The organism is Streptomyces sp. NPDC038200 (assembly GCF_055600785.1).
In genome coordinates, this window is the sequence record NZ_JBVJYH010000015.1 from 236,103 (window position 1) to 255,130 (window position 19,028).

Consider the following 19,028-nt stretch of genomic DNA (forward strand, 5'->3'; position numbering starts at 1 on the left):
GTACGGAACACTGACGGCGCCTGCCCACCAGTCCCCGACCGGACTCCGGGCAGGCGCCGCCGCATGTCCCCGCGGTGCCCGGGGCCTCCTCGCGCGCAGCTCCGGGGGACGGGGCCGCCGGTTTGAAGGCGCACCTCGGTGACATAGCCTCGGCACCCGTCGCACCCGTTGCCCCCTGCGGTGACCGTCGTGAAGGAGCCCGCATGGCCGCCATCAGTCTGACCAAGGTGGAGCGGACCGCACCCGCACTGGTCGGCCTGTACAAGAGCGCCGGGGTGTCCCTCGCCCGGCACGGGCTGGACGGGCTGCGGGCCGCCGTCTATCTCGTGGTCGACTACTCGGGCTCGATGAAGCCGTACTACCAGGACGGCAGTGTGCAGGCGCTCGCCGACCGCGTGCTCGGCCTGTCCGCCCATCTGGACGACGACGGCCGGGTGCCGGTGGTGTTCTTCTCGACCGACGTCGACGCCGTGTCCGACATCGCCCTCGCCGACCACCACGGCCGGATAGAGCGGATCGTGTCCGGGCTCGGACACATGGGCCGGACCAGCTACCACCTGGCGATGGACGCCGTCATCGACCACTACCTGGACAGCGGATCCACCGCGCCCGCCCTGGTCGTCTTCCAGACCGACGGCGGACCGATCAACAAGCTCGCCGCCGAGCGCTATCTGTGCAAGGCCGCGAGACTGCCGCTGTTCTGGCAGTTCGTCGGCTTCGGCGACCCGGGCGGCCGGCAGTTCGAGTTCCTGCGGAAGCTGGACGAACTGGCGGTGCCCGGCAAGCGGATCGTGGACAACGCCGGCTTCTTCCACGCGGGCGCGGATCCGCGGCGGGTCTCCGACGCCGAGCTGTACGACCGGATGGTCGGCGAGTTCCCCCGGTGGCTCTCGGCCGCGTGCGAGGCGGGCGTCGTGGCGCCGGACCGGGTCGGGCCCCGTCGCCGGTCATGAGCCGCGGACGCCGCTCGTCCCGCCGCCCCGCCCGCCGGCCGCCTCCTGGACCCCGTCCGCGAGCACCAGGCTCCGGCACTCCTGCGGCGTCCCCCACGCCGCGCGCAGTGCCCGCGCCTTGGTCAGCCACAGCGACAGGTCGTACTCCGCCGTGTACCCGATCGCGCCGTGCAGATGGAGTGCCGTACGGGCCGTCCGGTACGCCGCCTCGCACGCCGTGAGCTTGGCGGCGGCCACCTCCGCCGGACGCAGGGACAGCGCCGCGCCGAAGAGCAGGGGGCGGGCGAACTCCAGGGTGGTCTTCGCGTCGGCCAGGCGGTGCTTGACGGCCTGGAAGGAGCCGATGGGCACCCCGAACTGGGTGCGTTGCCGTACATGGGCGACCGTCCGGTCCAGCAGGGCGAGTCCGACGCCGAGTGCCTGGGCGGCGGTGGCCAGCCGGATCCAGGTGAGAGCCCGGTCGTACGGCACGGCCGCGGCGAGGGGTTCGCCGGCCGGGACGAGCGCGGTCAGCCGGCGGGCCGGGTCCAGGGAGCGGCGCACCGGTCCGGGGGCCGCCGTGCCGAGGTACAGGCCGTCGGGGGCCGGTGACAGACGCAGGGTGGCCGCGTCGCCGTCGACCGCGTGACCGCCGGGCGCCGCCAGCGTCGCCAGGTCCGTCCCGTCCGCGAGTCCGGGCAGGAAGCGTTTGGCCAGGGGAGGCTCGCCGAGGAGCACGGCCGCCCCGACCGTCTCCGCGAGCGGACCGGGCACCGCGTGCCGGCCCAGCTCCACGAAGGCCACCGCCAGTTCGGCCGGCCGCGGCCCCAGCCCGCCGTACGCCTCGGGCACCGCGAGACCGAACACCCCGGCCTCCGCGATCCGCGACCACAGCGCGCGCCCGCGCGCGTGGTCGCCGCGGCTCCAGTCCCGGATCACCGCCGGGGTGTCCGCGGCGGTCAGCATCGCGTGCAGCGAGCCGGCGAAGGCGCGCTGGTCGGCGTCGAGGAGGAAGCGCATCAGCGGCGTCCCTTCGGCAGGCCGAGCAGCCGCTCGGCGACGATGTCCCGCTGGATCTCGTTCGTGCCCGCGTAGATGGGGCCGGCCAGCGAGAAGACGTACCCCTCGGACCAGGCGCCGTCCGCCAGTTCGCCCTCCGCGCCCAGCAGATCGAGCGCCGTCTCGTGCAGGGCCAGGTCCAGCTCGGACCAGAACAGCTTGTTCATGCTGGACTCCGGGCCGAGCCGGGCGCCGTCCAGCGCCCGGGAGGCGGCGGAGTAGGCGAACAGCTGGTAGGCGCGGGCCGCGATCAGGGCGTCGGCCACCCGGGCGCGGGCGTGCTCGGGCGACCCCTTGGCCCGCCACAGCTCCCGCAGCCGTCCGGCCGCGGCGAGGAATCGGCCCGGGGAGCGCAGGGTGAGTCCGCGTTCGTCGCCCGTGGCGGACATCGCGATCCGCCAGCCCCGGCCCGGCTCGCCGATCACGTCCTCGTCCGGGACGAACACGTCGTCCAGGAACAGCTCGGCGAAGGCCGGCTTGCCGTCCAGGCGGCCGATCGGGCGGACGGTGACGCCGGGGGCCCGCAGGTCGAACATCAGGTACGTGAGGCCCTGGTGCGGCTCGGGGGCGCCGGGGTCGCTGCGGAACAGGCCGAAAGCCCGGTCCGCGAAGGCCGCCCGTGACGACCAGGTCTTCTGCCCGTGCAGACGCCAGCCGCCGTCCGTCCGGACCGCCCGGGAGGCGAGCGCGGCGAGGTCCGAGCCCGCCTCCGGCTCCGACCAGGCCTGTGCCCAGACCACCTCGCCGGTGGCCATCGGCGGCAGCACCCGGGCGCGTTGCTCCTCGGTTCCGTACGCGAAGAGCGTGGGCGCGAGCAGGCTGACGCCGTTCTGCCCGACCCGGCCCGGCGCGCCCGCCGCCCAGTACTCCTCCTCGAACACCAGCCAGCTCACGAGCCCGGCGTCCCGCCCGCCGAACCGCTCCGGCCAGGACACCACCGACCAGCGGTCCGCGGCCAGTTCGGCCTCCCACGCGCGGTGCGCCGCGAAGCCCTCCGCCGTCTCCAGGGAAGGCAGCGGCGTGCGCGGGACGTGCGCCGCCAGCCAGGCGCGGGCCGCGGCGCGCAACTCCTCGTCGGCCCTGGAATGCGACAGGTCCACCGCCGTCACCGTCCTTCCCTAACAAGTGTTTGGTAGGTTAGCGTGGGCCCATGACAGGCGTCGAGAGCCCGGTCCGCGAACCCGGGCACGGACTGCTGCGCGGACGTACCGCCGTCGTCACCGCGGCGGCCGGCACCGGCATCGGCGGAGCCACCGCGCGCCGCTTCCTGGAGGAGGGCGCACGGGTGCTGATCAGCGACGCCCACCAGCGCCGGCTGAAGGAGCACGCGGCCGAACTGGCCCGGGAGTTCCCCGGCGCGGTCGCCGCGATGCCGTGCGACGTCACCGACGAGGCCCAGGTGCGGTCCCTGTTCGACGCGGCCGTGACCGAGCACGGGCGGCTGGACGTCGTCGTCAACAACGCCGGGCTGGGCGGCACTTCGGACCTCGTCGACATGACGGACGACCAGTGGTCCCGCGTCCTGGACGTCACCTTGAACGGCACCTTCCGCTGCACCCGGGCCGCCCTGCGCGCCATGCGGGAGACCGGCGGCGGCGTGATCGTGAACAACGCCTCCGTCGTCGGCTGGCGCGCCCAGGCCGGGCAGGCCCACTACGCCGCCGCCAAGGCCGGCGTGATGGCGCTGACCCGGTGCGCGGCCGTCGAGGCCGCCGCGTTCGGAGTGCGGGTCAACGCGGTCGCCCCCTCCCTCGCCATGCACCCCCATCTGGCGAAGGTCACGTCCGCGGCCCTGCTCGCCGAGCTGACCGAACGGGAGGCCCTCGGGCGCCACGCGGAGCCCTGGGAGGTGGCGAACGTGATCGTCTTCCTCGCCTCCGGCTACTCCTCCTACATGACCGGCGAGGTCGTCGCCGTCAGCAGCCAGCACCCCTGACGGCCGGAGCAGACCACAATGGGTGCGTGCCGACCAAGAAGAAGCCCCAGGTGACCGCGGCAGCGGCCCGGCGCGGAGAACTCCTCACCACCGCAGCCGAGGTCTTCGCCGAACACGGCTACAACGCCACCACCGTCCGCAGGATCGCCGACCACGCGGGGATGCTCGCGGGCAGCCTCTACTACCACTTCGACTCCAAGGAGTCGATGCTGGAGGAGATCCTGCGGACCTTCCTCGACGAGCTGTGGAGCGGCTACGACACGGTCCTCGCCGCCGGACTCGGCCCCCGCGAGACGCTGGAGGCGCTGGTCACCGAGTCCTTCCGGGAGATCGACCGGCACCGCGCGGCCGTCGCCATCTACCAGAAGGAGAGCAAGCAGCTCGTCACCCAGGACCGGTTCGCCTTCCTCGCCGAGTCCCAGCGCCGGTTCGAGAAGGCGTGGCTCAGCACGCTGGAACGCGGGGTCGCCGAGCGGGTCTTCCGCGCGGACCTGGACGTCCGGCTCACCTACCGGTTCGTGCGGGACACCGTGTGGGTCGCCGCCTCCTGGTACCGGCCCGGTGGCCGGCACAGCCCCGAGGAGATCGCCCGCCAGTACCTGTCGATGGTGCTGGACGGAATCGCCGTACGCGAATAGCCCTTTCCTGAGAGGGAGTTGCCATGGCCGAGGCCTACATCGTCGAAGCGGTCCGCACACCTGTCGGCAAGCGCGGGGGAGGACTCGGGGCGGTCCACCCGGCCGACCTGGGCGCGCAGGTGCTCGGAGAACTGGTGGCGCGCTCCGGGATCGACCCGGCCGCGGTGGAGGACGTGGTCTTCGGCTGTCTGGACGCCGTGGGACCGCAGGCCGGGGACATCGCCCGCACCTGCTGGCTGGCCGCGGGCCTCCCCGAGGAAGTGCCCGGCGTGACCGTCGACCGGCAGTGCGGCTCCTCCCAGCAGGCCGTGCACTTCGCCGCGCAGGCCGTGCTCTCCGGCACCCAGGACCTGGTGGTCGCGGGCGGGGTGCAGAACATGTCCCAGGTCCCCCTCGCCTTCGCCTCCCGGCAGGCCGCCGTCCCCCTCGGCCTGGCCGACGGTCCCTTCCTCGGCAGCACCGGCTGGCGTGCCCGCTACGGCGACCGGCCCGTCGACCAGTTCGCCGGCGCCGAGATGATCGCCGCGCGATGGGGCATCGGCCGCGAGGAGCAGGAGGAGTTCGCCCTGCGCTCGCACCGGCGCGCGATCTGGGCGATCGACACCGGCCGCTTCGACCGCGAGACCGTCCCCTACGGCGAGGTCCGCGTGGACGAGGGCCCGCGCCGGGACACCTCCCTGGAGAAGATGGCCGCGCTGCGCCCCGTCCTCGACGGCGGCACCATCACCGCCGCCTGCTCCTCCCAGGTCTCCGACGGGGCCGCGGCCCTGCTGCTCGCCTCCGAACGGGCGGTACGGGACCACGGGCTGCGCCCCCGCGCCCGCGTCCACCATCTCTCGGCGCGCGGCGAGGACCCGATCCGCATGCTCTCCGCACCCATACCGGCCACCGCGCACGCCCTGAAGAAGACCGGCCTGAGCATCGACGCCATCGACCTCGTGGAGATCAACGAAGCCTTCGCACCCGTCGTCCTGGCCTGGCTGAAGGAGACGGGCGCCGACCCCGCCAAGGTCAACGTCAACGGCGGCGCGATCGCCCTCGGCCACCCGCTCGGCGCGACCGGCGCCCGGCTGATGACGACCCTCCTGCACGAACTGGAGCGCACCGGCGGCCGCTACGGCCTCCAGACGATGTGCGAGGGCGGCGGCCAGGCGAACGTGACGATCGTCGAACGGCTGTGACCGGGGCCGAAGGGCATCGCCCCACGGCCGGGCCGACGTGACGCTGACCGCTCGGCTCCGGGTCCGGTCGGGCCGACGTGACGCTGACCGCACGGCTCCGGGTCCGGTCGGGCCGACCTGACGCTCACCGCACGGCTTCGGGTCCGGCCAGGCCCGTCAGCACCTCCTCCGCCTGCTTCATGATCCGCTCCACCAGTTCCGCGCACGACGGCAGGTCGTCGATCACCCCGGCGACCTGCCCGGCGGCCATCACCCCGAGGTCGGTACGGCCGTCCACCATCGCCGACTTGAGCAGCATCGGCGTGTTGGCGGCGAGCAGCACCTGACTCCAGGACAGCTCCTTGCCGTGCCGGAGGGCGAGGCCGTCCCGGACCAGCTGCCGCCAGGTGAGCCCCGACAGCCGCCGGAAACCGGCCGCCCGCCGCACCGCGTGCGCCAGGCCGCGGATGCGGCCCGACCGCTCCAGCGCCGCCACCAGATCCGACCGCAGCATCCGGTGCGGCAGGCCGTCCACCGCCCGCGTCACCGTGACGTCCCGCACCGTCGCCGCCAGATACCGGGCCTTCACCGCGTCCGGCACCGGGGAGTCGGAGGTGAGCAGGAACCGCGTGCCCATCGCCACCCCGGCCGCCCCGTACGCCAGCGCCGCCACCAGCCCCCGCCCGTCGAAGAAGCCGCCCGCCGCCACCACCGGTATCCGCACCGCGTCCACCACCTGGGGCAGCAGCACGCTCGTCGCCACCTCGCCGGTGTGCCCGCCGCCCTCGCCGCCCTGCACGAGCACCGCGTCCGCACCCCAGGCCGCCACCTTCTCGGCGTGCCGCCGGGCGCCGACGGACGGGATCACCACCACCCCCGCCGTCTTCAGCTCGGCGATCAGCTCCGCGGAGGGGGCCAGGGCGAAGGACGCCACCCGGACCTCCTCCTCCAGCAGGATCCGCACCCGGTCGGCGGCGTCGCCCGCGTCGGCCCGGAGGTTCACCCCGAACGGCGCGTCGGTGCGGGACCGGACCTCCCGTACCGCGTCCCGCAGCCGGTCGGGCGTCATCGTCGCGGACGCCAGGATGCCGAGGGCCCCGGCGTTCGCCGCCGCCGCGACCAGGCGCGGCCCGGCCACCCATCCCATCCCGGTCTGGACGATCGGATGGCGGACCCCGACCAGCCGGGTGAGCGCGGTCTCCATCAGCCTCCCGTCCCTTCCGGCACCTCGCGCGTGCGCACCCCGTCCGGGTCCAGCACCTCACGGATCAGCCGCAGCTCCTCCGCCTCGGGCTCCCGGGTCTGCGGCACCTCGTCCGGCACGGCCAGCGCGAACCCCGTCGCCTCCCGCACCCGCGCCACGCTCACCCCCGGATGCACCGAGACCAGCCGCATGGAGTGGTCGGGCGTGGCGAAGTCGAGGACGCCCAGGTCGGAGACGACCCGCGCGAGGTGGTGGAAGCGGGCCGCGCTCCCCAGTCCGGCCGCCCGGTCGTACCCCACCCCGCACACCATGTCCACCCGCTCCACGAACACCCGCCGGGAGTGTCTCGGCACCCAGTAACTCGTGGGGTTGTTGAGCGTGTTGAGCGGGGCGCCGCGCACTCCGAGCAGCTGTCGGCGGGGCTGTGCCCGGTCGCCGATGCGGGAGATGTTCTGGTTGCCGTACCGGTCGAGCTGGCTCGCGCCCATCATCACGTGCCGCCGCCCGCCCGCCACCAGCTCCAGGTGCTGCCGGTAGGGAAGCCAGCCCTCGGGGGTGCCGTCGGGGCGGACCAGCAGGGCCTCGCCGTCGGTCAGCAGCAGGTCCGGCGCGAAGGTGAGCCGGGCCAGCCGTGCGCCCAGCGACGGAATCACGCCCATCGGGCTCGCGAGGATCTCCCCGGCGCCCCGCCAGGCCTCGGCGCAGGCGATCACGCAGTACTCGGCGCGTGTGGCTCTCATCGCTCCTGCTCCCTCCGCCATCGCCCGACCGCCGCCCGGTAGTCCTCCTCGGTCCCGCCGAGGAAGCGTTCGGCGAACTCCGGCCAGGGCGTCGCCGCGTACAGCCGCTGGAACTCCTCGTCCCTGCCGTACTCGGGCGCGCAGGACGTGAAGTGCGCGCCGTTCGGCGCCTCCACCACACCGGTCACCGCGAGCCGCTTGAGCAGCAGCGACCGCGGGCCGGCCGCCTTCGTCAGCTCCGCCGTGTCCACGAGCTGTTCGCAGGAGACGTAGGCCGCGTCCGCCGCCTCGCAGAACAGGTCGTCGAAGTACGGGTCCGGGCCCAGACACTGGCCGTTGCCCAGCCGGTCGGCGCGGTTGACGTGCACCAGCGCCGCGTCCAGCCGCAGCGCGGGCATGGCCACGAGCGTCTCCCCGTCCGCGTACGGCGACGTCACCGTCCGCAGCCCCGGGCCGGCCCGCATCACGTCCGAACCGATGCCCGCCCGCACCGGCAGGAAGGGCAGCCGCTGCGCCGCGGCGCGCAGCCCCGCCTGGAACATCCCCTCGTCGACCTCCGTCAGTTCGAGGCCGCCGCGCTCGCGCGCCGCCCGGTAGTGCGGCTCCAGCGGGATGGAGTCCAGGGTGACGAAGGCGGTGACCAGCTTGCGGATCCGGCCGGCGGCGGCCAGCACGCCGACGTCCGGGCCGCCGTAGGAGACGACCGTCAGATCGCCGATGCCCGACCGCAGCAGCGCCCGCACCAGCGCCATCGGCTTGCGGCGCGAGCCCCAGCCGCCGATGCCCAGGGTCATTCCGCTCGCCAGCCGGGAGACCGCCTCCTCGGCGGTCATCGTCTTGTCGGCCATCTACACCCCCTCCTTCCCGAACGTGTCGCGGATCCGGTCGGCCAGTCCGCTCAGGTTGGCCTCGAAGGTGAAGCCCTGCTCGAAGCGGTAACTGCGGCGCACGTCGACCGGGTCGATGCCGTTGATGGCGGCCTTGGCCATGCGCAGCAGCCGTCCGTCCTTCGCGGCGATCTCCCGGGCCAGCTCCAGCGCCGCCCCCGGCAGCTGGGCGCGCGGCACCACCCGCCAGACCGAGCCGTGCGCGTTCAGCTCGGCGGCGCTCGCCGTGCGCCCGGTGTAGTACAGCGCGCGCATCAGGTGCTGCGGGACCAGCCGGGCCAGATGCGTCGCCGCGCCCAGCGCGCCCCGGTCCAGCTCGGGGAGCCCGAAGGTGGCGTCCTCGCTCGCCACCACCGCGTCCGCGGTGCCCACCAGCCCGATCCCGCCGCCCAGGCAGAAGCCCTGCACCGCCGCGACGACCGGCGTCTCGCACTCGTAGACCGCGGCGAACGCCTCCGCGCAGCCCCGGTTGGCGCCGATCAGGGCCTCCTGCCCGGCCGCCTGGATCTCCTTGATGTCCACGCCCGCGTTGAACCCGCGCCCCTCGGCGGCCAGCACCACGCACCGGATCTCCGGGTCCCGGCCGGCCGCGCGCACCGCCTCGGCCAGGGCGAACCAGCCGCGCACCGGCAGCGCGTTGACCGGCGGGTAGTCGACGGTGACCACGGAAATCCCCTTTTCCGGGGACGAACGGGAGACACCCATGGACGCATCAGCTACCTTTCCACCAAACATTTGTTAGGTGCGAGGCTTCGAAGCTAGCAGTCGGCGCGGACGACCGGGAGGCCCTGTGGACAACTCGCTGCGCGGCAGCACCGTCGTGGTCACCGGAGGCACGAGAGGGGTGGGCGCCGGCATCGCCCGGGCCTTCGCCGACGCGGGCGCCCGGGTCCTGGCCTGCGCCCGCCGGCCACCCGAACATCCCGACGACGGCGTCGAGTTCGCCCCGCTGGACCTGCGCGACCCGCCCGCCGTCCGGGCCTTCTTCGCCGGACTGCCCAGGCTGGACGTCCTGGTCAACAACGCCGGCGGCACCCCGTACCGGCGCCTCACCGACGCCGGCGCCGAACGGCACGCCAAGGTCGTCGAACTGAACCTGATCACCCCGCTGACCGCGTCCCTCGCCGCGTACGACCACCTCAGACGCAGCGGGGGCTCGATCGTCATGGTCGGCAGCGTCAGCGGGACCCGCCCCTCGCCCGGCTCGGCCGCCTACGGCGCGGCCAAGGCGGGGCTCGCGAACCTGGCCGCCTCCATGGCCGTGGAGTGGGCGCCGGAGGTCCGCGTCAACACGCTGGTCGTCGGCATGGTCGACACCGGGCCGCCCCACCCGCACTACGGCGGCCCCGACGGCATCGCGGCCGTCTCCCGCACCGTCCCGCTGGGCCGGCTGGCCCTTCCCTCCGACGTCGGCGCCGCCGCCGTCTTCCTCGCCTCCGGCGCCGCCGCCTATGTCAGCGGGGCGAGCCTGCACGTGCACGGCGGCGGGGAGCGGCCCGCCTTCCTGTCCGCCGCCTCCGCCCGGCCCGACGTCCCGGGCACCTCGACCGCCGGCAAGGAGAGCTGAGATGAGCGGAATCTGCGCGGACCGCGTCGTCGTCGTCACCGGAGCGGGCCGCGGGCTCGGCCGCGCCCACGCCCTCGCCTTCGCGGCCGAGGGCGCCCGGGTGGTCGTCAACGACCTGGGTGTCGGACTGGACGGGGTGCCGGGCGCGACCAGCCCCGCGGACGCCGTCGTGGCGGAGATCCGTGCCGCGGGCGGCGAGGCGGTCGCGCACGGCGGCGACATCGCCACGACCGACGGCGCCGCCTCCGTCGTACGGACCGCCGTCGACACGTACGGGCGCCTCGACACCCTGGTCAACAACGCGGGCTTCCTGCGCGACCGGATGCTGGTCAACCTGGACGAGGAGGACTGGGACGCCGTGCTCCGCGTCCATCTCAAGGGTCACTTCCTGCCCCTGAAGCACGCCGCCGCGTACTGGCGTGCCGAGGCCAAGGCGGGGCGCGCCCCCCGGGCCCGGGTCGTGAACACCAGCAGCGGAGCCGGTCTGCTCGGCTCGGTCGGACAGGGCAACTACAGCGCCGCCAAGGCCGGGATCGTCGGCCTCACGCTCGTCGCGGCGGCCGAACTGGAGCGCTACGGCGTCCAGGTCAACGCCGTGGCGCCGGCCGCCCGCACCCGCATGACGGAACGTGCCTTCGCCGAGACCATGGCGGCACCGGCGACCGGTTTCGACGCCATGGCACCCGAGAACGTCTCCCCGCTCGTGGTCTGGCTCGGCTCGGCCGCGAGCGCGGGGGTGACCGGCCGGGTGTTCGAGGCGGAGGGCGGCCGGATCACCGTCATGGAGGGCTGGCGCCCCGGCCCCACCTTCGACCGGGGAGCCCGGTGGAGCCCGGCGGAGGCGGGGGAGACGGCCCGGAAACTGCTCACCGCGGCCGAGCCGCCGGGACGGGTCCACGGGACGTGAGTCAGCGGGGGCGAGCCACGGCCGCGGGCACGGCCCCGGGCGCGCCCTCCGACCCCGCGCATCGCCCCCGCGCTGCGTATCGCCGCTCCCGAGCTGCGTGTCGCCGCCCCCGCGTTGGGCGTCGCCGTCCCGCGTCGCGTGTCGCGCCCGCGCCGTGTATCGCCGTCCCGCATCGCCTGTCGCGCCCGCGCCGTGTACCGCCGGCCCGCGCTACGTATCGCACTCCAGCACGGTCCGGCACAACCCGCACCGCGCCCGTACCCGCCCCCGGACCGGCACCCTGATCCGCTGGTGGCAGGTCGGGCAGGGGAAGGAGACGTGGAGCTGTCCGGCGGGATCGGGGGTGAAGCTGTAGGGGGCCGTCGGCGGGGCGCCGGCGGTGTGCCGGCGGTCGTGGGCGTAGCGGCGGCGGCCCGCCCAGCCGGCCCCGGTCAGCGGCGGCTGCTGCTCGTCCCGGCGGGCCCGGGCCATCCCCTTGACGTAGGCGGTGTGGGCCTGCGGACTGGTGAACCACACGGACGGGTCCTCACCGAACAGCAGCGCCCGCTTGGCCAGGACGTAGCCGAACTCCTCCGGGGTGAGATAGCCGAGCTTCTGCGAGGAGACCCCGTCCTCCCGGTAGGCGTCCAGCAGCAGCCAGCCCGCGCCCAGGTAGGTCGTCGCCGTGTCCGTGAGGATCTCGTTCTCCGCCGTGGTGGGGAAGGCGAGGTCCAGGCGGTGCAGGTAGACGTGCGCCACCTCGTGGGCGAGCGCCGCCCCGATGTCCCGGCGATGGGTGCGGAACCGGTCGTTCAGCTCGACGAAGTACTCGGGGCCCGCGGCCAGTTCGACGTTCGCCGCGTGGGTCATCTCCCGGAAGCCGACGATCAGCCGCGCGTCCGGCAGCCGGAAGTGCCGCACGATCTCCCGGGCCACGCGCTGCGCGCCCAGATGCAGGTCGTCGGTGTTGCAGAAGGCGACGTCGGCGGGGGCGACGCTGACCGGGAACGTCTCGATGGTGTCGCGGGACAGGCGCCGGTACAGCGCGGTGACGGCGGCCCGCACCGTCTCCAGGTGCGGGTAGCCGTGCTCGACCGGTCCGCCGTTCGCCACGTCGGCACCCCCAGAGACACCGGAACTCCTCTCCACTGTAGGCGGGCCAAGGCCCCGGCGGAGGCGGGAGGAGGCGGCCCGTCACACCGGCAGCAGACGCGGCGCCGGCCGTTCCGGTCCACCCCCGTCCAGCTCCAGCAGCCACACCTCGTTCTCGCCCTCCCGCAGCACCGGGCCCGGCACGTACAGCGACCGCTGGGGCCCCACCGACCAGTAACGGCCCAGGGCGAAGCCGTTGATCCAGGCGAAGCCGCGTGTCCGGCCCGGCAGCTCCAGCGCCGCGTCCCCCGCCCCGCGGACCGTGACCGTCCCCCGGTACAGCCCCGGCGCGTCCGCCCCGGGCGGCGCGCCGAAGGGCACCGCGGCCACGCCGTCGGCGAACGCGTCCAGATCCAGCCCACGCGCGCGTACCCCGTGCAGATACTGCCGCTCGTGCAGGATGCCGCCGGTGACGCCCTTGGCCTCGCCGAGCCGTGGCCCGTAGTTCACCCGTCCCAGGGACTCCACCCACAGCTCCACGCGCGCGGGACCCGCGACGGGCTCCTTCAGCCGCGGCTCCTCCTCGGTGAGCACCCCGGCCCGCTCGCCGTCGACGTACACCACGGCGAGGTCCCGCAGTCCGCGCACGGTCAGCGGGTACGGCCGCCGCGGTCCGGGCACGTCCACCGTGTAGCGCACCAGCCCCCGGGTGACGCCCAGCTCCTCGAAGGCCGGCGGCACCGGTGAGACCGTCTCCGCGCCGCCCAGCGCCTCCAGTACGCCGGCCAGGGGCGCCCAGTCCGTGAGCGCCGCCTCGGCCGGCGCGCCCAGCACGGCGGGCCGCGGCGGCGGATCGGGCAGCGGGCCCGGGTGATACGCGGACAGCACCTCGCGGAAGCGCCAGAACTTCTCCGTGGGGCGGCCGTACTCGTCCACGGGCGCGTCGTAGTCGTACGAGGTCACGTCCGGCTCCAGCGGGCCCTCGTGCGGGTCGCCGCCGCCCCGGTTGGCGCCCGCCCAGCCGCCGAAACTGGTGCCGCCGTGCGCCATGTAGAGGTTCACCGACGCCCCGCACTCCAGGATCTCCCGCAGTGCCCCGGCGGCCTCGGCCGGATCCCGTACGACATGCTCGCCCGCCCAGTGGTCGAACCAGCCGCACCAGAACTCCATACACATCAGCGGGCCCCCGGCGCGGTGGCGGCGCAGCGCGCCGAATGCCTCGCGCGCGTGGGAGCCGAAGTTCACGGTGGCGAGCACGCCGGGCAGCGAGCCCCCCGTCAGCATGTGGTCCTCCGGGCCGTCCGAGGTGAAGAGCGCAGCCGTGACCCCCTCGGCGCGCAGCAGGCCGGCCAGCTCCTCCAGATAGCCGGTGTCGCTGCCGTAGCTGCCGTACTCGTTCTCCACCTGGACCATGATCACGGGGCCGCCGCGGTCGAGCTGGCGGGGCACGATCTCGGGCAGCAGCTGCCGGAACCAGTCGCGGACATGGGCCATGTAACGCCCGTCACGGGTACGCGCGCGCGTGCCCCGCTCGCCCGTCAGCCACGCCGGCAGCCCGCCGTTCTCCCACTCGGCGCAGATGTAGGGCCCCGGCCGCACGATCGCCCACAGGCCCGCCTCGCGGACCGCGTCCAGGAACCGGCCGACCGCCCGCACGTCCCGGACCTCCCCCGGACGCGGCTGGTGCAGATTCCACGGGACGTACGTCTCCACGCAGTTCAGGCCCATCGCCCGCAGCATCGCCAGCCGGTGCCCCCACTGGGCCTCGTGCACCCGGAAGTAGTGCAGCGCCCCGGACAGCAGCCGTACCGGGCGCCCGTCCAGCAGGAACTCGGATTCCCCCACCGAAAACTCGCTCATGCGCCCTCCCCGACGCGGCCTCGCTCATGTGCCCCCAGCCTCACCCCCTTCCGGCGACCGGCGCCATGGACGAAGATCGGCGCTGCTTGGACAAAAACGCGCCGCGCGGCAGGCCGGGAGGAGCGCCGATGTACCAGACCTGGATGCGGTTCTTCAGCCCCGGCCCCGCCCACCTCCGCCTCGGCCTGGTCTGCCTGGGGGTCGGCCTGCAGCACGGCGCGCTGCCCACGGTCGGCCCGCGCACCCTCGATCACCACGTGGCCGTGGTGATCAGCGCGGGCGGCGGCTGGTACCGGGGGGCCGACGGCCGCCGTACGACCGTCACCGCGCCCGCGCTGCTGTGGCTCACCCCCGGCGTGCCGCACCACTACGCGCCCGACCCGGGCACCGGCTGGGACGAGGGCTTCGTCGACTTCGCCGGGCCCGCCACGGCGGCCTACGGCGAACTCGGCTACATCGAACCCGACCGGCCCGTCGTCCCGCTCTCCGACGCCTCCGGCCCCCGCGCGGTCATCGCCCGTGTCGCCCGTGCCGCCCGCCGCGGCAACCCCCTGCTGGAGGTGGAGACCGGCGCCGCCGTCCACGAACTCCTGGTCGCCCTGCGCCGCGCCCGCGCCGACCTCGCCCCGGACGGCGACCAGGTGCTGGCGGCCCTGGCCCGCGACGCCTGCGCGCCGATGACCGTCGCCGACCACGCCGCCCGGCACGGGATGACCACCGCCGAGCTGCGCGGCGCGGTCCGCCGTGCGGCCGGGTGCAGCCCGAAGGACTACCTGCTCGGCATCCGGCTCGCCCGGGCCAAGGAACTCCTCGCCGCCACCGAGCTGCCCGTCGCGGCCGTGGCCCGTCGCGTCGGCTACGACGACCCCGCCTACTTCTCCCGGCTGTTCACCCGCAGGGTGGGCCTCGCCCCCGTCCGGTTCCGCGCCCAGCAGGGCCGTGCCGTGCCCGGCGGCTGGAGCGACCGCGTTCCGGATGCCGGCGATCCGCCGATGATCCACTCCCCGGACACCCCGTAGGACGGGGCCGCCCCAGCACATAGGGTTGACCCTCATGACCACCAGCAACACCGGCACCGGTGCCGTGGATCCCGAGGTCCGCCAGGAACTGGAGCGGCTGCGCGACAGCATCGACAACATCGACGCGGCCGTCGTCCACATGCTCGCCGAGCGTTTCAAGGCCACCCAGCAGGTGGGCCGGCTCAAGGCGCTGCACCAGCTGCCGCCCGCCGACCCGGCCCGCGAGGCCCGGCAGATCGAACGGCTGCGCAGCCTCGCCGAGAACGCCAAGCTCGACCCGGCCTTCGCCGAGAAGTTCCTGAACTTCATCATCGCCGAGGTGATCCGGCACCACGAGCGGATCGCCGAGGACACGCACAACGGTCAGCCGGCGCAGGCGGACCGACCGGGAGACGACCGGGGGACGGACGGCGGCTGACCTGGGCATGCCAGAGGGCATCCGGGGGACAAAAGCCGTGTACCGCCCCGCCCCTGTCCGCTGCCGGTCCCATCAGGCAGCATGGCCTGCATGTCCGTACTCACGCGCGACGAAGCGCAAGCCCGAGCACAGTTCCTCGACGTCCACCGGTACACGGTCGAACTGGACCTCACGACCGGTGACGAGACCTTCGCATCCCGTACCGCGATCCGGTTCACCGCCCGGTCCGACGGGGACACGTTCGTCGAGCTGAAGCCCGCCGAGCTGCGCAGTGTCACGCTCGACGGACAGCCGCTCGACCCCGAGTCGCTGAGCGAGGACCGGCTGCCGCTGAAGAACCTCGGCGCGGGCGAGCACGAGCTGCGCGTCGAGGCGGTCATGCGCTACTCCCGCACCGGCGAGGGCATGCACCGCTTCACCGACCCCAGCGACGGTGAGACGTACGTCTACACCCAGATGTTCATGGACGACGTCCAGCGGATCTTCGCCGCCTTCGACCAGCCCGACCTGAAGGCCGTCTTCGAGGTCTCGGTCAAGGCCCCCGAGGGCTGGACCGTCCTCGCCAACGGCGTCACCGAGCGCCGCGAGGACGGTGTCTGGCAGGCCGCGCCCACCCCGCTGATCTCCACCTACCTGGTCGCCGTCGCCGCCGGGCCCTGGCACTCGGTGCGCACCGAGCACCGCGGACTGCCCTTCGGCATCCACTGCCGCCGCTCGCTCGCACCCCACCTGGACGTCGACGCCCACGAGATCCTCGACATCACGCGCGCGTGCTTCGACCGCTACCACGAGAAGTTCGAGGAGCCGTACCCCTTCGACTCCTACGACCAGGCGTTCGTCCCCGAGTTCAACGCGGGCGCCATGGAGAACCCGGGCCTGGTCACCTTCCGCGACGACTTCGTCTACCGCTCCGCCGTCACCGACACCGAGCGGCAGACCCGCGCCATGGTCATCGCGCACGAGATGGCCCACATGTGGTTCGGCGACCTCGTCACCCTCAAGTGGTGGGACGACATCTGGCTGAACGAGTCCTTCGCCGAGTACATGGGTTACCAGACCACCGCCGAGGCCACCCGGTTCAGCACCCCCTGGACCGAGTTCGGCGTCACCCGCAAGGCCTGGGGCTACGACGCCGACCAGCGGCCCACCACCCACCCGGTCGCCCCCGAGAACGTCGACGACACCGCCTCCGCCCTGCTCAACTTCGACGGCATCTCCTACGCCAAGGGCGCCTCCGCGCTGCGCCAGCTGGCCGCCTGGCTCGGCGAGAAGGACTTCCTCGCCGGCATCAACACCCACTTCAGGCGGCACAAGTTCGGCAACGCCACCCTCGCCGACTTCATCGACTCCCTCGCCTCGGCCACCGACCGTGACGTGCACGCCTGGGCCGACAGCTGGCTGCGCACCACCGGAGTCGACACGCTCACCCCGGTGATCGCCGCCGCCGACGGCACCTGCACGCTGACCGCCGACCGCGCGGGCAGCCGCCCGCACCGCCTCAGCGCCGGTCTGTACGACCACGACGTCGCCGACGAGGGCCGGCTGGTGCTGCGCGAGCGCATCGACCTCGACGTCCCGCAGGCCGCCCCGCAGCCCATCGGCAAGCGCCCCGCGCTGGTCCTGCTCAACGACGGCGACATCACCTACGCCAAGGTCCGCTTCGACGCCACGTCCTTCGAGACGGTCCGGGCCGGCCTGTCCGGCCTGCCCGACCCGCTCACCCGCGCGGTCGTCTGGAACGCGCTCAGGGACGCCGTCCGCGACGGCGAACTCGCGCCCGCCGCCTTCCTGGAGACGGCCCGCGCCCACCTGCCGCGCGAGACCGACCTGGCCGTCGCCCAGGGCGTCCTCGCCTTCGCCGCCGGCCAGCTCGCCGACCAGTACCTCGCGCCGGAGGACCGCCCGGCCGCCCTGGCCACCCTCACCTCCCTCTGCCGCGACCTGCTGCGGCGCACCGAGGACGGCGACCACCCCGGCCTGCGGCTGATCGCCGTACGGCACCTGATCGCCGTGGCCGCCCACCCGGAGACCATCGCCGCCTGGCTCGCCGACGGCACGGTGCCCGGCGGCCCGGAACTCGACCCCGAGCTGCGCTGGCGCATCCTCGCCCGGCTCGCCGTGCTCGGCGCCACCGACGAGGCCGCCATCGACGCCGAGCTGGCGCGTGACCCGAGCGCCACCGGCCAGGAGGGCGCCGCCCGCTGCCGCGCCGCCCTGCCCGACCCGGAGGCCAAGCGCGCCGCCTGGGAGGCGATGTTCACCGGCGACGACCTGTCCAACTACCTCTTCACGGCCACCGCACAGGGCTTCTGGCAGCCCGAACAGGCCGATCTGGTGAAGGAGTACGTGCCGCGCTTCTACCCGGCCGCGGTCGGCCTCGCCGCCCGCCGCGGGCCCGCCATCGCCGTCGCCGCCGGCCGCTGGTGCTTCCCGGCCCACGCCGTCGACGCCGAGAACGTGCGGCTCGGCGAGGAGTGCCTGCGCGACACCGACCTCACCCCGGCCCTGCGCCGCACCCTCGCCGACCGCCTGGACGACCTGTCCCGCGCCCTCGAGGTGCGCGAGGGACAGGCGGAACGGAGGCGGACGCGGGAGGCGTAGGCCGGACGACGTAGGGCGCGGCTGGTCCCTGCCGACGATGCGACGGACCGGCCGCCCTCCCTAGGCTCGGGTGATCAGCGATCGACCGAGCCTTCCGGAGGCAGCACCGTGATCGTAGTGACCGGCGCGACCGGCAATGTCGGCCGTGCCCTAGTCGACCGTCTCCTCGCCGCGGGAGCGCCCGTCCGGGCGCTGACCCGCGACCCGCGGCGGGCCGCGCTGCCCGAGCGGGCCGAGGTGGTCCGGTTCCGGCCGGACGACCCCGCCGCGCTGTTCGCCGGGGCGACGGGACTCTTCCTGTACGCCCAGGCCACCGCCGACCCGCTGCTGGCGGCGGCCCGCGAGCACGGCGTACGGCACGTCGTCCTGCTCTCCAGCGGCATCATCCGGGAGGGCGCCGACGAGACCCACCCCATCCACGTCATGCACGCCACCGCCGAACGCCGGATCCGGGACAGCGGGCTCGCCTGGACGTTCCTGCGCCCCCACGCCTTCGCCACCAACGCGCTCCAGTGGGCGCCGCAGATCCGCGCGGGCGACACCGTCCGGGGCGTCTTCGCGGACGGGCTCTCCGCCCCCATCCACGAGGACGACATCGCGGCCGTCGCCGAACGCGTCCTGCTCGACGAGGGGCACGAGGGAGCCGCGCACCGGCTGACCGGGCCCGCGGCGACCAGCAACGCCGGCCAGGTCGCGGCGATCGGTGAGGCGCTCGGCAGGAAGCTGACGTTCGTCGAGACCGATCCGGCCGAGGCGGGCCCGGAGCTGTTCCCGCACGTGCCGCCGCAGATGCTGCAACGGCTGCTCGAGAGCTTCGCGGAGACCGTGGGCGTGCCCCCGGAGATCACCGGCACGGTGGAGGAGCTGACCGGCACCCCGGCCCGCACCTTCGCCCGGTGGGCCCACGACCACGCCGCGGACTTCCGGGCCTAGGTGTATTGATCACGAGCGTTGTTGACACTTGGCGGGCTTGATCATGGCGAAGACCTCCGGTGTGGTGGAGCTGTCTAGGACTGCACCGCACGGAGG

General features: G+C 74.2%; 18 protein-coding genes. 10 read left to right on the forward strand and 8 right to left on the reverse strand.

What is annotated here, in order from left to right:
• Nucleotides 1–203: 203 nt before the first annotated feature.
• On the forward strand, nucleotides 204–953 hold the full coding sequence (locus ACZ7KF_RS28130) for a VWA domain-containing protein (RefSeq protein WP_471080685.1): 750 nt from the start codon (nucleotides 204–206) through the stop codon (nucleotides 951–953).
• Here the strand turns inward: ACZ7KF_RS28130 and ACZ7KF_RS28135 are convergent.
• Together ACZ7KF_RS28135 and ACZ7KF_RS28140 are read right to left on the reverse strand one after the other, a co-directional pair.
• Entirely contained in the window at nucleotides 948–1,952 is a 1,005-nt protein-coding gene (locus ACZ7KF_RS28135; RefSeq protein ID WP_471080688.1) for an acyl-CoA dehydrogenase family protein, read from the reverse strand. The genes ACZ7KF_RS28130 and ACZ7KF_RS28135 overlap by 6 nt on opposite strands.
• Nucleotides 1,952–3,091, reverse strand: a complete 1,140-nt coding sequence (locus ACZ7KF_RS28140) for an acyl-CoA dehydrogenase family protein (RefSeq protein WP_471080691.1) — start codon at nucleotides 3,089–3,091, stop codon at nucleotides 1,952–1,954. Before ACZ7KF_RS28140 ends, ACZ7KF_RS28135 begins: the two co-directional genes overlap by 1 nt.
• 50 nt (nucleotides 3,092–3,141) lie before the next feature.
• On the opposite strand from ACZ7KF_RS28140, the gene ACZ7KF_RS28145 reads away from it, so the two are divergent.
• From ACZ7KF_RS28145 to ACZ7KF_RS28155, 3 genes are read left to right on the forward strand one after another with little or no spacing between them, the layout of a single operon-like run.
• Complete coding sequence (locus ACZ7KF_RS28145; RefSeq protein ID WP_471080694.1) at nucleotides 3,142–3,927, forward strand: SDR family oxidoreductase; 786 nt, start codon at nucleotides 3,142–3,144, stop codon at nucleotides 3,925–3,927.
• Between the two features lie 26 nt (nucleotides 3,928–3,953).
• Nucleotides 3,954–4,565 carry a TetR/AcrR family transcriptional regulator gene (locus ACZ7KF_RS28150; protein WP_471080697.1) on the forward strand — a complete coding sequence of 204 codons (612 nt, stop codon included), beginning with the start codon at nucleotides 3,954–3,956 and terminating at the stop codon, nucleotides 4,563–4,565.
• Between the two features lie 23 nt (nucleotides 4,566–4,588).
• Complete coding sequence (locus ACZ7KF_RS28155; protein WP_471080700.1) at nucleotides 4,589–5,746, forward strand: acetyl-CoA C-acetyltransferase; 1,158 nt, start codon at nucleotides 4,589–4,591, stop codon at nucleotides 5,744–5,746.
• Nucleotides 5,747–5,870: 124 nt separating this feature from the next.
• Here the strand turns inward: ACZ7KF_RS28155 and ACZ7KF_RS28160 are convergent, their stop codons facing one another.
• The 4 genes from ACZ7KF_RS28160 to ACZ7KF_RS28175 are packed head-to-tail and all read right to left on the reverse strand — an operon-like array spanning nucleotide 5,871 to nucleotide 9,261.
• On the reverse strand, nucleotides 5,871–6,929 hold the full coding sequence (locus tag ACZ7KF_RS28160; protein ID WP_471080703.1) for an NAD(P)H-dependent flavin oxidoreductase: 1,059 nt from the start codon (nucleotides 6,927–6,929) through the stop codon (nucleotides 5,871–5,873).
• Nucleotides 6,929–7,669 carry a CoA-transferase subunit beta gene (locus ACZ7KF_RS28165; protein WP_471080706.1) on the reverse strand — a complete coding sequence of 247 codons (741 nt, stop codon included), beginning with the start codon at nucleotides 7,667–7,669 and terminating at the stop codon, nucleotides 6,929–6,931. Before ACZ7KF_RS28165 ends, ACZ7KF_RS28160 begins: the two co-directional genes overlap by 1 nt.
• On the reverse strand, nucleotides 7,666–8,517 hold the full coding sequence (locus tag ACZ7KF_RS28170) for a CoA transferase subunit A (protein ID WP_471080709.1): 852 nt from the start codon (nucleotides 8,515–8,517) through the stop codon (nucleotides 7,666–7,668). The genes ACZ7KF_RS28165 and ACZ7KF_RS28170 overlap by 4 nt, the downstream gene beginning before the upstream one ends.
• The gene (locus ACZ7KF_RS28175) at nucleotides 8,518–9,261 is read right to left on the reverse strand and encodes an enoyl-CoA hydratase family protein (protein WP_471080711.1); all 744 of its coding nucleotides are present in this window, start codon (nucleotides 9,259–9,261) and stop codon (nucleotides 8,518–8,520) included.
• 85 nt (nucleotides 9,262–9,346) lie between these two features.
• Between ACZ7KF_RS28175 and ACZ7KF_RS28180 the strand changes: the two genes are divergently transcribed.
• Nucleotides 9,347–10,123 carry an SDR family oxidoreductase gene (locus ACZ7KF_RS28180; RefSeq protein ID WP_471080714.1) on the forward strand — a complete coding sequence of 259 codons (777 nt, stop codon included), beginning with the start codon at nucleotides 9,347–9,349 and terminating at the stop codon, nucleotides 10,121–10,123.
• 1 nt (nucleotide 10,124) lies between these two features.
• Nucleotides 10,125–11,030, forward strand: coding sequence for an SDR family oxidoreductase (locus tag ACZ7KF_RS28185; RefSeq protein ID WP_471080717.1), 906 nt, complete (start codon nucleotides 10,125–10,127; stop codon nucleotides 11,028–11,030).
• Nucleotides 11,031–11,240: 210 nt separating this feature from the next.
• Here the strand turns inward: ACZ7KF_RS28185 and ACZ7KF_RS28190 are convergent, their stop codons facing one another.
• On the reverse strand, nucleotides 11,241–12,122 hold the full coding sequence (locus tag ACZ7KF_RS28190; protein WP_471080719.1) for a hypothetical protein: 882 nt from the start codon (nucleotides 12,120–12,122) through the stop codon (nucleotides 11,241–11,243).
• 81 nt (nucleotides 12,123–12,203) lie between these two features.
• Entirely contained in the window at nucleotides 12,204–13,961 is a 1,758-nt protein-coding gene (locus tag ACZ7KF_RS28195; protein ID WP_471080721.1) for a glycoside hydrolase family 35 protein, read from the reverse strand.
• A gap of 128 nt (nucleotides 13,962–14,089) precedes the next feature.
• Between ACZ7KF_RS28195 and ACZ7KF_RS28200 the strand changes: the two genes are divergently transcribed.
• From ACZ7KF_RS28200 to ACZ7KF_RS28215, 4 genes are all read left to right on the forward strand, one after another.
• Nucleotides 14,090–14,980, forward strand: a complete 891-nt coding sequence (locus tag ACZ7KF_RS28200) for a helix-turn-helix domain-containing protein (RefSeq protein ID WP_471080724.1) — start codon at nucleotides 14,090–14,092, stop codon at nucleotides 14,978–14,980.
• 34 nt (nucleotides 14,981–15,014) lie between these two features.
• Nucleotides 15,015–15,398: a chorismate mutase gene (locus ACZ7KF_RS28205; RefSeq protein ID WP_471080728.1), complete on the forward strand. Its 384-nt coding sequence runs from the start codon at nucleotides 15,015–15,017 to the stop codon at nucleotides 15,396–15,398.
• Nucleotides 15,399–15,488: 90 nt separating this feature from the next.
• On the forward strand, nucleotides 15,489–17,999 hold the full coding sequence (gene pepN, locus ACZ7KF_RS28210; protein WP_471080731.1) for an aminopeptidase N: 2,511 nt from the start codon (nucleotides 15,489–15,491) through the stop codon (nucleotides 17,997–17,999).
• A gap of 108 nt (nucleotides 18,000–18,107) precedes the next feature.
• Entirely contained in the window at nucleotides 18,108–18,932 is an 825-nt protein-coding gene (locus ACZ7KF_RS28215) for an NAD(P)H-binding protein (protein WP_471080734.1), read from the forward strand.
• Nucleotides 18,933–19,028 lie beyond the last annotated feature (96 nt).